This is a genomic window from Streptomyces glaucescens, from assembly GCF_000761215.1.
Classification (GTDB): Bacteria; Actinomycetota; Actinomycetes; order Streptomycetales; family Streptomycetaceae; genus Streptomyces; species Streptomyces glaucescens_B.
The window spans coordinates 6,136,931-6,153,047 of record NZ_CP009438.1 but is presented as its reverse complement, the minus strand read 5'-3'; the positions used below and the strand labels follow the sequence as shown (position 1 = coordinate 6,153,047).

Annotated in this window: 9 protein-coding genes and 1 pseudogene; 2 read left to right on the top strand and 8 right to left on the bottom strand. The window is 74.2% G+C overall.

Annotated features, from left to right (window positions below; genetic code table 11):
- Positions 1–21: 21 nt before the first annotated feature.
- The 3 genes from SGLAU_RS26600 to SGLAU_RS26590 all read right to left on the bottom strand — a co-directional run bounded on the left by SGLAU_RS26600 (position 22) and on the right by SGLAU_RS26590 (position 4,771).
- Positions 22–1,410, bottom strand: coding sequence for an RICIN domain-containing protein (locus SGLAU_RS26600; RefSeq protein ID WP_043505038.1), 1,389 nt, complete (start codon positions 1,408–1,410; stop codon positions 22–24).
- 31 nt (positions 1,411–1,441) lie between these two features.
- A complete protein-coding gene (locus tag SGLAU_RS26595) occupies positions 1,442–2,869 on the bottom strand; it encodes an endo-1,4-beta-xylanase (RefSeq protein ID WP_043505037.1) in 1,428 nt (475 codons plus the stop codon).
- A gap of 255 nt (positions 2,870–3,124) precedes the next feature.
- The gene (locus SGLAU_RS26590) at positions 3,125–4,771 is read right to left on the bottom strand and encodes a glycoside hydrolase family 27 protein (protein WP_043505035.1); all 1,647 of its coding nucleotides are present in this window, start codon (positions 4,769–4,771) and stop codon (positions 3,125–3,127) included.
- Between the two features lie 395 nt (positions 4,772–5,166).
- Here SGLAU_RS26590 and SGLAU_RS26585 point away from each other — a divergent pair, with 395 nt between their 5' ends.
- Both SGLAU_RS26585 and SGLAU_RS26580 read left to right on the top strand, forming a co-directional pair.
- Positions 5,167–6,777 (top strand): glycoside hydrolase 43 family protein, encoded by a 1,611-nt coding sequence (locus tag SGLAU_RS26585; protein WP_043505034.1) that lies wholly within the window; start codon positions 5,167–5,169, stop codon positions 6,775–6,777.
- A 65-nt stretch (positions 6,778–6,842) separates the two neighbouring features.
- Positions 6,843–8,381 carry a non-reducing end alpha-L-arabinofuranosidase family hydrolase gene (locus SGLAU_RS26580; protein ID WP_043505033.1) on the top strand — a complete coding sequence of 513 codons (1,539 nt, stop codon included), beginning with the start codon at positions 6,843–6,845 and terminating at the stop codon, positions 8,379–8,381.
- 77 nt (positions 8,382–8,458) lie between these two features.
- On the opposite strand, the gene SGLAU_RS26575 is transcribed toward SGLAU_RS26580, so the two are convergent.
- The 5 genes and pseudogenes from SGLAU_RS26575 to SGLAU_RS26555 all read right to left on the bottom strand — a co-directional run bounded on the left by SGLAU_RS26575 (position 8,459) and on the right by SGLAU_RS26555 (position 16,079).
- Positions 8,459–8,947, bottom strand: a complete 489-nt coding sequence (locus tag SGLAU_RS26575) for a universal stress protein (protein WP_043505032.1) — start codon at positions 8,945–8,947, stop codon at positions 8,459–8,461.
- A 4-nt stretch (positions 8,948–8,951) separates the two neighbouring features.
- A complete protein-coding gene (locus tag SGLAU_RS26570) occupies positions 8,952–10,211 on the bottom strand; it encodes an SLC13 family permease (protein WP_043505030.1) in 1,260 nt (419 codons plus the stop codon).
- Between the two features lie 135 nt (positions 10,212–10,346).
- A pseudogene (locus SGLAU_RS33965) lies at positions 10,347–10,550 on the bottom strand (alpha/beta hydrolase); the annotation flags it as partial.
- A gap of 169 nt (positions 10,551–10,719) precedes the next feature.
- Positions 10,720–13,233, bottom strand: a complete 2,514-nt coding sequence (locus tag SGLAU_RS26560) for an SWIM zinc finger family protein (protein ID WP_412556248.1) — start codon at positions 13,231–13,233, stop codon at positions 10,720–10,722.
- On the bottom strand, positions 13,230–16,079 hold the full coding sequence (locus SGLAU_RS26555) for a DEAD/DEAH box helicase (RefSeq protein ID WP_043505028.1): 2,850 nt from the start codon (positions 16,077–16,079) through the stop codon (positions 13,230–13,232). Before SGLAU_RS26555 ends, SGLAU_RS26560 begins: the two co-directional genes overlap by 4 nt.
- Positions 16,080–16,117 lie beyond the last annotated feature (38 nt).

The window sequence follows — 16,117 nt, the reverse complement described above, 5'->3', positions numbered from 1 at the left end:
CCACGCCGTGGTGCGGGTGGGTCACTGGAACTGGGCGAAGAACCTCCAGATCTCCGACTTGGTCCACGTGGCGACGCCGCTTTCGCCGGAGCTGCCGTCGACGGGGCCGGGTATGTGGCCTCCGTCGAACGCGGCCCACTGGACCGGGTACCCGGCGCGGCAGCCCGTGTAGACGGTGGTGATGTGGGTGCGGCTGCCCGGCGCGGGTTCGCGCGGGCTCTGGGGGGCGCAGCCGTTGTTGGCGGCGAACCTGTCGCGCAGGGACCGTCCTTGCGCGATGCCGAGGACCGAGTCGCTGATGCCGTGGATGCCGAAGTAGGCGACGGGCTGGGTGCCGCCGCTGCACCCGCTGATCTGGGCGCCGGAGATGACCGCGACGGCCCGGAAGACGTTCGCCCGGGAGCACGCGAGTGCGTAGCTCATGCCGCCGCCCCAGCTGAAGCCCGTGGCGAAGCGCTGCGCCGTGTTGACGCAGAGGCCGCTCTCGACGCGCCGGAGCAGGTCGTCGACGAAGGTGACGTCCTCGCCGCCCGTGTTGGCCCATCCGTTGCCGAGGCCCTGCGGGGCGACGAGGATGGCGGTGTTGTCCGACTGCTGCTGCTGGCCGTAGTAGGACCAGGCGCTGCCGCTCGTTCCGCCCGAGGCGACGTCGGCGGCGGTTCCGCCCCGCCAGTGGAACGCGAGGATCAGCCGGTAGGGGTGGGCGTTGTCGTAGTTGTCGGGGACCCGGAGGATGAAGGTGCGGCTGCGGCCACCGCTCTGGATGGTGTGCGTACCGCTCGTCAGCGTCGGGGCGCTGCCGCATCCGCCGCCGCCGGACGACAGCTTGACCAGCTGCCATTGCTGGTTGGCGCCGCCCCAGTCGGCGTACTGGACGACGTTGCCGCCGTCGGCGGTGGAGGCGCCCTGCACCTCCACCGCCTTGCCGCTGTTGCGGTTGATCAGCCGGATGAAGCCCGCGTCGGAGTCGGCCAGGCGGAACTGCTGGTTGGCCCCGTTGTGGTCGGCCCACTGCTGGACGGCGGCACCGTCGGCGGCCGAGGCGCCGGCCACGTCGAGGACCTTGCCCGAGTGCCGCGCCTTGAGCCGGTAATAGCCGCCGCCGGAGTCCACGAACTGCCACTGCTGGTGGTTTCCGTCGTTGCGCGTCCACTGGTTCACCCGGGCGCCGTCGGCGGTGGACATGCCGGAGACGTCCAGCGCCTTGCCGCTGTTGCGGTTGACCAGGACGTACCAGGCATCGGTGTCCACCGCCGCCGCCTCGGCGGGCGCCGTCACCGCCCGGGCGGGTCCGGTCGTCGCCGCGACGAGCATGCCGGTCACGAGGACCGCTGCCACCGCGGCGGTGAACCGGGACCACCAGCGGTGTCCTGGTGGAGGGGCGTGGGAGGCCGCACGGTAGGTCTTCAACGCTTCACTCCTTCGGTCGTGGCAGGCGCCGTCAGGTGCGGGTCCAGCGTTGGTTGGCGCCGTTCCAGCAGGAGTAGAGCTGGATCAGGGTGCCGTTGGCGGTGCCGCCCGCGGCGGCGTCCAGGCACAGGCCCGACTGGACGCCGACGATGGAGCCGTCGGAGGCCAGCCGCCACTTCTGGTTGTCGCCGCCCCAGCAGCTGTAGATCTGCACCTTGGCACCGTTGCCGGTGCCGGCGGCGTCCAGGCACTTGTTGCCGTAGACCCTGAGCTCACCGGCGGCGGTGTACGTCCACTGCTGGTTGGTGCCGTTGTTGCAGTCCCACAGCTGGAGCTGGGTGCCGTCGGCGGTGGCGGAGCCGGGCACGTCCAGGCAGCGGCCCGAACCGACGCCCTTGATCTGCCCGGATTCCGCGGGGGGCGTGGTGGAGCCGCCGTTGAGTGCGTTGAGGACAGCGGTGTAGGCCGGCTTCTTGCTGCCGTCGCCGTTGAACAGCAGCGGCGTGTCACCCGATCGCCAGGAGTCGGTGTCGCGCACTCCCCAGACGGTGATGCCGAGACAGCGCGGGACGGCCAGGCAGTCGTTGGTCACGTTGGCGTAGGTGGTGGCCGAGGCGCCCTGGATGTCGAGTTCGGTGACGGCCACGTCGACGCCGAGGGCGGCGAAACTCTGCAGGGTCGTGCGGAAGTTGCTGTGGTACGGGCTGCCGCTGTTGAAGTGCGCCTGGAAGCCGACGCAGTCGATCGGCACGCCGCGCTGCTTGAAGTCGCGGACCATGGCGTACACGGCCTGTGTCTTGGCCCAGGTCCAGTTCTCGATGTTGTAGTCGTTGTAGCAGAGCTTGGCGGCCGGGTCGGCGGCGCGCGCGGTGCGGAAGGCGACCTCGATCCAGTCGTTGCCGGTGCGCTGGAGGTTGGAGTCGCGCCGGGCTCCCGAGCTGCCGTCGGCGAAGGCCTCGTTCACCACGTCCCACTGGGCGATCTTGCCCTTGTAGTGGCTCATCACGCCGTTGATGTGGTCGATCATCGCCTGGCGCAGCGAGCTGCCGCTGAGGCTCTGCATCCAGCCGGGCTGCTGGGAGTGCCAGGCGAGGGTGTGGCCGCGCACCTGCTTGCCGTTCTGCACCGCCCAGTTGTAGACGCGGTCACCGGCGGTGAAGTTGAACTGGCCGCGCTGGGGTTCGGTGGCGTCGATCTTCATCTCGTTCTCGGCCGTCACCGAGTTGAACTCACGGGCCGCGATCGACGTGTACGCCGGGTCGCCCAGTTTGCCCGAGGCGATGGCGGTGCCGAAGTAGCGGCCGCTCTGCGCCGCCGCGGCGCCGAGCGTGCTCTCGGCGGCGTGGGCGCTCGGCGGCGCGGCCAGCGCACCGGCCGCGGCGAGGACGCCGACGGCCAGCCCGGTCAGCAGGCCGCGGAGCGTGCGGCGGGCGGGTGGGGGAATGGCATGCGAGCCCATGGCTGTGCCTCCTGGGTAGACATCACGGAAGGACTGTCGCGCGGTGTCCTGCGTCGTCCGCTCCCGCTCGGGAGGCGGACGAGGCGGGCCGGGATCCGGGTAGGACCGGATCACCGGGCGTCGTGGTCGGGGAACCGGGGCGCTCTCGACCGGGGCGGGCGGCACCGGCCGGCCGCCGGGTGACGTGCCGGGGGCGGTGACGCGCCACGCCCGGGGGTGGTGCGTCGAGGGCGGTGCTCGTCGGGCCGCGGCCGCTCACGCGCGGGACCACTTCTGGCCGGCCTGGCCGTTGCAGGTCCACAGGACCAGCGGGGTCCCGTTGCCGGTGGCGGCGCCGTCGGTGTCGAGGCACAGCCCGGCGTGCGCGTTGCGGAGGGACCCGTCGGTGCCGAGGGTCCACTTCTGGTTGTCCTGGCCGTTGCAGGGCCAGGTGATGACGCGGGTGCCGTTGGTGGTGCCCCGGTTCCGGGCGTCCAGGCACTTGTCGCCGAAGACGCGGATCTCACCGCCGGCCCATGTGGTCCACAGCTGGTTGGCGGCCGTGTGGCAGTCCCAGATCAGCACGGTGGCGCCCGCGGCGGTGGAGGCGTTGTCCACGTCCGCGCAGCGGCCGGACGCGCTGCCCCGCAGGCGTGACGTGGTGGCGGCCAGCGGGCTGCCGCCGGTCACCCGGAAGGCGGCGACGCCGTGCGCGGGGACGCTCGCCGAGATCTGCCCTGAGGTGCTCGACGCGGCGCCGGTCCACAGGTCGGTGAGGGTGAACGGCCCGCCGGAGAGCCCGGCCTGGGCGGCCGTCGTGGTGACCGTGGCGGTGCCGGCTCCCCGGTTGAACAGGCCCACCGCGACCGAGCCGTCCGCCAGCGGTTTGGCGAACACCTCGGTGTCGCCGTCGTCGCGCACCCTGCGCCCGCCCGCGCCCAGCGGATCCTGGTTCACGGCGAGCAGTCGCGGGTTGCGCAGGGTGGCGCTCACGTCGGCGGACATGGTGCGGATGTCGTTGCCGGCCATGAGCGGGGCACCCATCAGCGCCCACAGGGCGAAGTGGGAGCGGGACTCGGTCTGCGTCAGGCCGGGACGGCCGACGACCAGCATGTCGGGGTCGTTCCAGTGTCCCGGTCCCGACTGCGCGGCCAGCGGCGCGGTGACGTCCAGGACGTTGCCGACGCCCATGGGGTAGCTGTTGGTGTTGCCGTTCTGCCAGATGTCGAGCAGGTCCTCGGTGGTCCGCCACAGGTCGGCGACCTGGCCCCAGTCGTACGTGGCTCCGGTGGGGGCGTGCAGGCTGTTGGGGTTGATGCTGTACACGATCGGCCGTCCGGTGGCGCGCAGGGCGTCGCGCATGAGCGTGAACCGCGCGACCTGCTCGTCGCGGGTGCCGCTCGGGGAGCACCAGTCGTACTTGAGGTAGTCGACGCCCCACGAGGCGAACGTCGCGGCGTCCTGGGCCTCGTGGCCCTTGCTGCCCGTGGCTCCCGGGTAACTCCCCACGGCCTGCGCGCAGGTGCGCTCGCCGGGTGCCTGGTAGATGCCGAACTTCAGGCCCTTGCTGTGGATGTAGTCCCCGAGCGCCTTCATTCCGCTGGGGAACTTGGCCGGGTTGGCCCGGAGTTCGCCCCGGGCGTCGCGTTGCGGGTCGAACCAGCAGTCGTCGACCACGACGTACCGGTAGCCGGCGTCCCGCATGCCCGTGGACACCATCGCGTCGGCGGCCTGGCGGACCTGGGTCTCGGTGATCCCGCACCCGAAGCTGTTCCAGCTGTTCCACCCCAGGGGTGGGGTGAGCGCCGGACTGCCCGGTGCGGCCGAGGCGGTGGACTGGGCGCCGGCCGTCGCGGCCGCGGTCGCCGTCAGTACGGCGTCCGTGAGGAGGCGGAGCAGTCGTCCGCCGGGTCGTCTGGGCACCGAGGTCTCCTTCGGTACGCGGAGGGAGTGAAGCCGGGTTCGAAATTTCGAGCAGCATTCGGAAAGTTGGGCGGCCTCACGGATCCTAGAGATGTGCGCGAGCATGTCAACAGCACGCACCGGATCCAGTTGAGCGCAACGAGTGGGGCACCAGAGACGAACCGTCGGGGATGAACCGGGCCCGACAGGGGCGAATCGCCAGCCCGATCCTCCGAATGTTTCGGAAAGCGTGCCGAACCCCGAGAGAAGGGTTGACGGGGCGTGTCGACCTCCTATCATCCAGGGTGCTCGATGGGTCGATCCGCGTTTGATATTTCGAACAAACCCGGCTTCGACCCCCGTCTCGAAACGCAATGGAGCCGACTCCCCGCTCGACGAAGCCGAGAAGAGCCCGCATGGATATGTCATGGTCGCCTCAACCCCTCACTCGCCGTCGCACCCTCGCGGCCGCCACCGGCCTGGCCGTCGGCGCCGTGCTCCCCCGCGGCCCCGCCCTCGCGGCCGCCGCCGACTACACGAACCCGGTGATCTGGCAGGACTTCGCGGACATCGACGTCATCCGCGTCGGCGACACCTACTACGCCTCGGCCTCGACCATGCACTACTCGCCCGGCGCACCCGTCCTGCGCTCGTACGACCTGGTGAACTGGGAGATCGCCGGCCACTCGGTGCCCGTGCTCGACTTCGGCGCCAAGTACGACCTGAACGGCGCCCGAGGCTATGTCAGAGGCATCTGGGCGTCGTCCCTGGCCTACCGGCCGAGCAACCGGACCTTCTACTGGCTCGGCCAGATCGACTTCGCCCGGACGTACATCTACACCGCCACCGCGGCCGAGGGGCCGTGGAGCAGGCTGACGACGATCGGCACCCCCTACTACGACGCCGGGCTCCTCGTCGACACCGACGACACCCTGTACGTGGCGTACGGGAACACCACCATCAGCGTGGCCCAGCTCTCCCCCGACGGCCGCAGCCAGGTCCGTACGCAGGAGGTCTTCAGGACGCCGTCGAGCGTGGGCACCCTCGAGGGCGCCCGCTTCTACAAGATCGGCGGGCAGTACTACATCTTCCTGACCCGCCCCGCGAACGGCCAGTACATCCTGAAGTCCTCCGCCGGCCCCTTCGGCCCGTACACGATGCGGCAGGTCCTGCTCGACCTGCGGGGACCGATCCCCGGCGGCGGCGTCCCCCACCAGGGCGGGCTGGTGCGGACGCAGAGCGGTGCCTGGTACTACCTGGCCTTCGTCGACGCCTACCCGGGCGGCCGCGTGCCCGCCCTGGCCCCGGTCACCTGGACCGCGGACGGCTGGCCCGTCGTGCAACTGGTGAACGGCGCGTGGGGCGCCTCGTATCCCCGCCCGGCCGTGCCCCCGCCGCCCCGCCAGGTCACCCCGATGACCGGCGTCGACACCTTCGACAGCACGGCCCTCAAGCCGGGATGGGAGTGGAACCACAACCCGGACCCCGCCAAGTGGTCGGCCGGCGACGGCCTGACCCTGCGGACGGCGACCGTCACCCACGACCTCTACTGGGCCCGCAACACCCTCACGCACCGCATCCAGGGCCCCACCTCCACCGCCACGGCCCAGCTCGACCACTCGGCGATGCGGGACGGTGACCGGGCGGGACTCGCACTGCTGCGGGACTCCTCCGCCTGGATCGGCCTGAAGCGCGACGGCGGCGTGACGCGGGTGGTGATGGTCAGCGGGGCGGCCATGGACACCAACTGGAACACCACCCACACCGGCACGGAGCTCGCGGGCGCCCCCGTCCCGGGCGGCCGGATCTGGCTGCGCGCGAGCGCGGACATCCGCCCCGGAGCGCCCCGCCCCGGAACCTTCTCGTACAGCACCGACGGCGTCACGTTCACCCGCCTCGGTCCCGCCTTCTCCATGGGCAACGACTGGCGCTTCTTCATGGGCTACCGGTTCGCCCTCTTCAACCACGCCACGCAGGCCCTCGGCGGCTCGGTCCGCGTCACACGGTTCGAGCTGTCCACGCCCTGAGCCGAGCCACCGGCCGCACAACCGTCCATCCCCACTCCGACGAGGAGAGTTCGCCCATGACAGGCATGCGCACCCCCCATCCACCGCGACGGCCGGGACGCGGCAGACGAACAGCGGTGCTGACCGCGGTGACCGCCTTGCTCGCGGCCCTCCTGTCCGCGCTCGGCGCCGCCGGGACGGCGCGCGCGGCCACCGTGGACCCCAACGCCTGGTACGTGCTGGTCAACCGGGGCAGCGGGAAGGCGCTCGACGTGTCCGGCGCGGACACCGCCAACGGCGCGTCCGTCCAGCAGTGGACCCGCAGCGACAGCGCCAACCAGCGGTTCCAGTTCGTGGACGCGGGCGGCGGCTACTACCGTCTGCGGGCCCAGCACTCCGGCAAAGTCCTCGACGTGTACAACTACTCCACCGCCGACGGCGGCAGCATCGTGCAGTGGAGTGACCTGAACGGCACCAACCAGCAGTTCCGGCTGGCCGATTCGCCGGACGGACACGTCCGGCTGATCAACCGCAACAGCGGCAAGGCCGTCGAGGTGCAGGGCGGCTCCACCGCGGACGGCGCCAAGGTCGTGCAGTACGCCGACTGGGGCGGCACCAACCAGCAGTGGCAACTGGTCCGCGTCGGCTCCGGGAGCGGCGGGGGATCGCTGCCGTCCACGTTCCGCTGGTCCTCCAGCGGTGTCCTGGCCGGCCCGAAACCGGACGCGCAGCACCCGCAGGCGCTCGCCATCAAGGACTTCTCCGTCGTACGGCACAACAACCAGTGGCTGACGTACGCGACCACCGCCAGCCCCGCCGGCTGGGGTCTGGTCCAGTTCAACTTCGCCGACTGGTCGCAGGCCGCCTCCGCGCCGCACACCTACCTCGACACCGCCTCGGCCATCGGCCGCGGATACCGGGCCGCCCCGCAGGTGTTCTACTTCGCCCCGCAGAACCTGTGGTACATGGTCTACCAGACCGGTCCGCCCACCTACTCCACCAGCACCAACCCCGCCGATCCGAACTCCTGGTCCGCGCCGCGCACCTTCATCTCCCAGGAGCCGCCCATCGTCACCCAGAACAAGGGCGACGGCACCTGGATCGACTTCTGGGTCATCTGCGACACGGCCGACTGCCACCTGTTCTTCAGCGACGACAACGGCCACATCTACCGCGCCCAGACCAGCCTGGCCAACTTCCCGAACGGCTTCGGCAACACGCGGATCGTGCTGTCGGACACCAAGTTCAACCTGTTCGAGGCGTCCAACGTGTACAAGGTGGCGGGCAGCAACCAGTACCTGCTCCTCCAGGAGGCCATCGGCTCCACCGGCCGGCGCTACTTCCGCTCCTACACCTCCACCAGCCTCACCGGAACCTGGACCCCCCTCGCCGCCACGGAGAACGAGCCCTTCGCGGGCCGCGCCAACGTCTCCTTCCCCGGCGGCGCCTGGACCCAGGACATCAGCCACGGCGAGCTGGTCCGCGCGAGCAACGACCAGACCCTCACCATCAACCCGTGCCGGATGCAGTACGTCTACCAGGGCATGGACCCCAGTGCCGGCGGCGACTACCTCCGCCTGCCCTGGCGCATGGGCCTGCTCACGCAGACCAACTCCACCTGCTGACCGAACGGCGGCGAGCGGCCACGCGCCCCGCCGGTGCGCTCGGCACCGGCGGGGCGCGCGCGTCACCGCCGTCACCGTCAGGAGGGTGGCGGCACCGGCGGCGCGGCGGACGGGCCGGGCGGCGGCCCGGGCCATACCAGCAGCACCGGGCAGGGGGCGTGGTCGACGACGAAACGGCCGGCCGGTCCGAGGCTGTGCGGGCCGGGGTGGGTGCGGTCGCCGTCCCGCGCCAGGATCAGCAGCTCGCAGTCCTCGGCCGCGGCGACGACCTCCCGCTCGACCCGCCCGGTGCGCTCGACGCGCGTACAGGGCCGGCCCAGGCGGTCGGCGGCGGCCTGGAGCAGGTCCCCCGCGGAAGCGGCGGCGAGCCGTTCCAGCCGCGTCCCCGGGTCGCGCTCGGGATGCCCGCGGCCGAGCAGCCCGGCGAAGGCGCCGTGGGCCGCACCGGGGACACCGGCCGGGGTGACGTGCAGCAGGACGACATCGGCGTCCGCCGGGACGTGGGCGCGGGCGGCGTCCACACAGGCGGGCCAGGTGCCCTCGGCGATCCAGACGGCCACGGCCATGAGGTCAGCCTCCTCCGATCACGGCCAGCGAGACCCACAGTGCCGGCACGGCGGCCGCCAGGCTCGCCGGTACCGCGTACACGCCGAGCCGGGTGAACTCCTTCAGCTCCACCTCGCCGTCGTGGGCGTGGACGACACGCCGCCACAGCAGGGTGGCCAGCGAGCCGGCGTAGGTGAGGTTGGGTCCGATGTTCACCCCGAGCAGCACGGCGAGCACGGCACCGGGCCCCGACGCGGCGGTCAGCGGCAGCAGCACCAGCACGGCGGGCAGGTTGTTGATCACGTTCGCGAGCACGGCGGCCAGCGCGGCGACGGCGAACAGTTCGGGCAGCCCGGTGCCCGCGGGGATCAGGTGTCCCAGGACCTCGTCGAGCCCGTTGTCCACGACCCCCCGGACCACGATCCCGAGCGCGAGCACGAAGGCGAGGAAGGGCAGAGAGGCGGCGCTCGCCAGCGCCCGGGCAGTGGTGCGCCGCCGGAGCAGGGCCCTGCAGGCCAGGGTCAGCGCGCCCGCCAGCGCCGCCCAGGCCGGGTCGACGCCGACCGCCGAGGCCAGCACGAACCCGGCCAGCGTGCACCCGACGGTGACCAGGGCGAACACCGGCAGCGGCGGCGGCTCGCCCACCGCGCCCGGCTGGGCCCCGGCGTCCAGGTCGGAGGCGAAGAAACGGCGGAAGACCAGGTACTCGACGGCGATCGCGGCGAGCCAGGGCAGTGCCATGAGCGCGGCGAACCGGGTGAAGCTCAGCCCGCTCGCGGTGAACGCCAGCAGGTTGGTCAGGTTCGACACGGGCAGCAGCAGGGACGCCGTGTTCGACAGGTGGGTGCAGGCGTACACGTGCGGTTTGGCGCGGGCGCCCAGCCGGGCGGCGGTGGCGAACACCACCGGCGTCAGCAGGACCACCGTGGCGTCCAGGCTGAGCACCGCCGTGATCGCCGACGCGGCCACGAACACCTGGGCCAGCAGACGGCGCGGCCGGGCGGCCGCGGTGCGCGCCATCCACGCCCCGCACGCGCGGAACAGGCCCTCGTCGTCACAGAGCTGGGCCAGGACGAGCACGGCCGCCAGGAAGGCGGTCACGGGTGCGAGCCGCTCGACCTCCTCCAGGGCGACGTCCGGCGAGATCGCCCCGGTGGCGATCACCAGAACTGCCGCGGGCACGGCCACCACCGCCTCCGGCAGGCCGAAGGGACGGACGACCGCGGCGGCCAGGACCAGGACGAGCAGGGCCGCGGACAGCGCCTCCGCGAGCTGGGTGTTCAGGATCGCTTCCTTCCGCGTGACGGCGGACGGACCGCCTGTACCTCACAGCGAAACGTACCCCGCTCGCCCCACGCGTTCCCGCACGAACGCGGGGCCGCTCCCGGCCGGCGCCGTGCCCGTCGCGCGGTGGCGTCGGCTCGTCGCGCGCACCGCGTCGCGGATGAGGTCCGCGACCTCCCTCGGCCGGGACACGGCGACGGCGTGGGAGGCCCCCTCCAGTCCGACGATCGTGGCGCCGGCGCGCTCGGCGCCGAAGCGTTCCGCCTCCGGGTCGATCGCCCTCTCGTCGAAGGCGCCCGCGGCGAGCGGGTGCTGAGAGGCCGCCAGGATGCTGGTCAACCGGCGGTGATCCTGCAGCGCCCGGCGGGTCCGGTGCACTGCGGGCACGTGTCCGGTGCACTCGCGGGACATCCGCGCGCGCCGTCCGTGCCTGACGTGGCGGGGCGGCCGCGGCCCGGGTCAGGGGTTCGGCCGGGTCAGGGTTCGGCCGGGTCAGGGTTCGGCCGGGTCAGGGTTCGGTGGGGGCACCGAGGCCGGTCAGGGCGCCCACCGGGTCGGGGTCCGGGGTGCCGCGCGGCCACCAGTCGTCCGCGCCCGGCTCGGACTCGTAGGCGTACCAGAGACCGTCGCGGCCCAGGCGGAGCTGGAGGTTGCCGCGTGGGTGGGTCAGGCGGTTGCGCCAGGGCCGGAACGGGGGGAAGTCGGCGGCCCGCAGGAGGGGGCGGGCGCGGTCGAAGCGGCCGGCCGGCGGGTCCCAGGGCTCCTCCAGCGCGGCCAGCCCGTCGAGGCCGCCCTGCCGCCAGGCGGCCACCGCGCGCGCCAGCTCGCCGGGCGTGCGGCCCGCGGCGGACGCCAGCGAGGCGTACAGACCGCGGGTGGCGGCGGTGAGCCCCGCGCCCGGCCGGGCCGCGGCGAGCCGTACCGCGTCCTGCCACAGGGTGAGCCCGGCGACCGGGTCGCGCCCGGTGGCGAGCAGGGCGTGGGCGCGGGCGGCGGCGTCGGTGGCGAGCTGGTCCAGCGCGAGCGGGTCGGGCCCGCCGGGTGCCGCCGGGTACGCCGGAGGCTGCTCGGGGTGGGCCGGGGTCCGTGACGGAGCAGGGAGCGGCGGGAGGGCGCGCGGGGCGAGGGCGTCGGTGGCGCGTACGCCCGGCAGCGGCGCCGGGTCCCGTTCCTGGGCGGCGCGGGCGGCGCGCGTGGCGCTCAGCCGGGACAGGGCGTCGAGGAGTTCGCGCTCCCCGCGCCCGCGCAGCAGGAGCAGCACGAAGGGGTCGGCGTCGAGCAGCCGGGCCGTCTGGTAGCAGAGGGCGGCGGCGTGCTTGCAGGGGTGGCCGCGATCGGGGCAGCTGCAGGTGGGTACCAGGTCGCCTGGGCCGGGCAGCAGTGGCACGTCGCCCTCCGCCAGGGCGTGCGGCATCTCCTTGTCCAGCAGCGCGGCGATGTGCCCCGGCCGGTCCGCCGCGGCGTGCAGGAACCGCTCCCAGTCGGCGTCCTCCAGTGTGCGCAGCCGGACCTGGACGCGGTACGGCCTGGGACGGCTGCCCTTGACGTACGCCAGCACCAGGCCCGGCGTCACCGTGATGGCGTCCACCAGCCCCTGCTCGGCGTATCCACGCCCGCGCGCCAGCCGCTTGGCGTCCAGCGCGCCCTCCTCCAGCGCGGTGATCCAGGCGTTGCCCCACCAGGTCTGCGCGAACCTCCCGTCCCGTGCCGCCGGCCGGGGCGGGAGGGCGGGGAACGTGCGGCGCAGGTCACCGTCGCGGTGGGGCGAGGCCATGGAACCGGGGCTGCGGGCGGGCACGGCGGCGGGACGGGCGGCGGTGTCCGACGGTGCGTGCGCGGCGTCGGGCTCGGGTTTCGAGGGTGCGGAACGGGGCGGGCCGCCCGGGCGGTGACCCGCGTCGGGGCGGCGGTCCTGGCCGGGTGCGGTCGCCCCGCCGGGTTCGGATGTCCCGCCGGAACCGGTTGCCCCGCCGGGTCCGGAAGGCCCGTCGGAGCCGGTTGCCCCGCCGGGTTCGGATGTCCCGTCGGAGCCGGAGGGTCCGCCGGACCGGGGCGGTCCGGCGAGCGTGCCGTCGAGCGGGGACGTTCCGTCGGCGGGCCAGGGCTCGGCCGGGCCGTCCGTGTCGGCCGGCATGCGGAAGGCGTTCGCCAGGAACGCGGCCATCTCCCGGCTCGCCGCGGCGGCCCGGGACGGCACCGGGCGGGCCGGGCGTCCCGGCGCGGTGCGCGCGGTCCTGCCGCCTTCGCGTGCCCCGGCCGCGCGGTCGCGCTCCCGCTCCCTGCGGGCGGCGCGCAGCGCGTCGCGGGCCACGTCGGCGGGGCGGGTGTCCCCCGCCCGGTCCGAGCGCGCGGGGGTGGTCGCGGGGCCCTCGCCCGGGGAGGACGGGACCGGGGCCGGACCGGCGTCCGGGCCCTGCGACGCGTCGGTCTCCGGAGCCTCCTCGGGGACCCTCTCCCCCGCCTCCTCGGGGGTGCCCCGCTCCGCTCCCCGACGGGCCGCGACCGCCCGGCGGAGTGCCGCGCGGGCGGCATCGCCGGGCCGGTGCCCGCGCCCCTCCTGCCTCGCCCGCGGCTCCGGCAGCTCTTGCCGCTCCTGCTCTGTCCGCGGCTCGGTGTCCCCGCCGCCCCCGCCGCTCTCCGCGTGCTCCCGGCCCCCCTGGTCCTCCCGGTCTTCCCCGTTCCGGCGGCCGGTCCGGCTCTCGGGGGCCCGTGCGCCGTCATCCGTGTCACCGGACTCGCCGAGCGCCGCGGCCGGCGCGCCCTGCGCCGTCCCGGAGCGACGGGGCCGCGGGGGTGGTGTCCCGTCGTCCGTGACCGCGTCCGGCGGCGTTTCCCCGTCCGCCGCTGCGCGCCCCGCACGCGCCGCACGCAGCGCCCGGCGAGCCGCAGCCGCCGGACCGGCGGTCGGTGCCTGCTCGGCGTGTTCCCCCTCGGCCCCGCTCTGCGGCCGGCCCGCCTCGTGCGGGACCGCCCTTTCGGCGTCCGTGTCCCCGGTGCTCCGTCCCGGTCGTACTCCGCTCACGGCGTCCTCCTGAGCGAGACCAGCTCGGACAGTTCACGGTCGGTCAGTTCGGTGAGCGCCGCCTCACCGGAGCCGAGGACGGCGTCGGCCAGGGCCCGCTTGGCGGCGAGCATCTCGGCGATGCGGTCCTCCACCGTGCCCTCGGTGACCAGGCGGTGGACCTGCACGGGCTGGGTCTGCCCGATGCGGTACGCGCGGTCGGTGGCCTGCTCCTCGACGGCCGGGTTCCACCAGCGGTCGAAGTGGACGACGTGGCCCGCGCGGGTCAGGTTCAGGCCGGTGCCGGCCGCCTTGAGGGAGAGGACGAGGACGGGGGTGGCCCCGCTCTGGAAGCGGTCGACCATCCGCTCGCGCTCGGCCACCGGTGTCCCGCCGTGCAGCAGGTCGACGGGGACCGCGCGGGCGGCGAGGTGGGCGCTGATGAGACGGGCCATCCCCACGTACTGGGTGAAGACCAGGGCCGAGCCGTCCTCGGCGAGGAGGGTGTCCAGCAGCTCGTCCAGCAGGGCGAGCTTGCCGGAGCGGGCCGCGATCCGGTCGGCGCCGTGCTGAGCGGGGTCTTCCTTGAGGTAGAGCGCGGGGTGGTCGCAGATCTGCTTGAGGGAGGTCAGCAGCTTCAGGACCAGGCCCCGGCGCGCCATGCCCTCGGCCGTCTCGATGGCGAGCAGCGATTCGCGCACCACCGCCTCGTAGAGCGCGGCCTGTTCGCGGGTGAGGGGGACGGGGTGGTCGGTCTCCGTCTTGGGCGGCAGCTCGGGGACGATGCCGGGGTCGGACTTCTTGCGGCGCAGCAGGAAGGGGCGCACCAGCCGGGCGAGCCGGGTCACCGCCTCGTCGTCCTCGCCGTTCTCCACCGCGCGGGCGTGCCGGGCGCGGAAGGACTTCAGCGGGCCGAGCAGTCCGGGTGTCGTCCAGTCGAGCAGCGCCCACAGTTCGGAGAGGTTGTTCTCGACGGGGGTGCCCGTCAGGGCCACGCGCGCGGGGGTGGGGATGGTGCGCAGGGCCTTGGCGGTGGCCGAGTACGGGTTCTTGACGTGCTGGGCCTCGTCGGCGACGACCATGCCCCACCGCTGTCCGGCGAGGACCGGGGCGGCCGAGCGCATGGTGCCGTACGTGGTGAGGACGAATCCGCCGTCGAGGTCGTCGAGGGTGCGGCCGGTGCCGTGGTAGCGGCGGACGGGGACGCCGGGGGCGAACCGTTCGATCTCCCGCTGCCAGTTGCCGAGGAGGGAGGCGGGGCAGACCACGAGGGTCGGTTCGGGGCGGGCGCGTTTCAGGTGGAGGGCGATGACGGTGACGGTCTTGCCGAGGCCCATGTCGTCGGCGAGGCAGCCGCCGAGGCCGAGGGAGGTCATCAGGTCGAGCCAGGCGAGGCCGCGCAGCTGGTAGTCGCGGAGGGTGGCGCGCAGTCCGGCGGGGGGTTCGGCGGGGCGGATCCCGGCGGTGAGGCGGTCGCGCAGGGCGGCGAGCGCCCCGGCCGGCACGGCCTCGACGGTCTCGCCGTCGACCTCGGCGCTGCCGGTGAGCGCGACGGAGAGGGCGTCGACCGGGTCGAGCAGGCCGAGTTCCCGCTTGCGGGCCTTGCGGACGAGGGCGGGGTCGACGAGGACCCACTGGTCGCGCAGCCGCACGACGGGCCGGTGGGCTTCGGCGAGGGTGTCCATCTCGGCCTCGCCGAGCGGGTCGCCGCCGAGCGCGAGCTGCCAGCGGAACTGGAGCAGCTCCTCGCTCTCGAAGAATCCCGTGCCGTCGGTGGCGGAGCCCGGGGCGGGGCGGACCACGGCGGTGGCGGTGAGGTCGCGGGCGAGGTCGCGCGGCCAGTGGACGGCGACCCCGGCGGCGGCGAGCCGGGTGGCGGCGACGCCCAGCAGGTCGCCCAGCTCTTCCTCGGACAGCGCGAGGACGTCGGGCACGTCCTGTTCGGCGAGCCGGTCCAGCGGGGGCCAGACGCGGGCCGCGCGGCGGACGGCGAGGGCGGCGTCCACGCGGGCGCGGGGTCCGAACTCGGCGTCCGCCTCACCCGCCCACAGGGCTGCGGCGTCGGCGACGAGGGTGGGGTCGGCGAGGCTGTGCACCTGGACGATCGCGGCGCCCGCGCGGCGCAGCCGTTCGCCGTCCGCGCTCTCCTGGCCGGTGTCGAACAGGTCGTAGGCCGCGAGGTCGAGGCGCAGGGAGACGCGCACGCCCGCGTCCATGCCGGCGGCGACCTCGGCGGCCCACTCGTGGGCGTTGGGCAGTCGCTGCGGGCGGCGGTCGGCGAAGGGGCGTCCGCAGGCGTGGGGTGCGGCGGGGGTGCGGGGCAGGGTGTCCGCGACGGCGTCCAGGAAGGAGCGCATCAGGGCTTCCGGCTCGGGGAGCCGGAGCGGGCCGCCGCCGGGCAGTGGCACCGCGTGGCCCTCGGGTGGCAGGGCGGCGGCGATGGCGCGCAGGTGGGCGAGGTCGTCGGGGTCGAGGGGGCCGGCCCGCCAGGCGTCGTGGCCGGTGGGCGTCAGGCCGGGCAGGAGACGGCCGCGGGCGGCGAGCCGCAGGGCGTGCAGGGCGGCCGCTCCCCAGCAGGCGGTGGCGGGGTGTGCGGCGGGGTCGTGCCGGGCCCGCACGAGCAGCGGCAGGGCCCGGTCGAGGGGCATGCTGAACGCGGGGGCCGGCCTGCGGCGGGCTCCGGAGCCGTGGCGGCGCACGACGGTCAGCTCGGTGGGCTCGGCCGCGGGCAGCTCCGCCGGGGCGCCGCCGTCGGGGTCCCAGAAGGCGACCCGGCCGTCGCGCGGGAGGGGGGCGGGGAGGAAGACGGCCGCGAGGGCCGCGGGGACGCGCGGGGCCGTGTGCTCGGCCGTCGCCGTGTCGCGCATACGTCCGGTCACCTCCCGCCCGCTGGTCCGATCAGTCG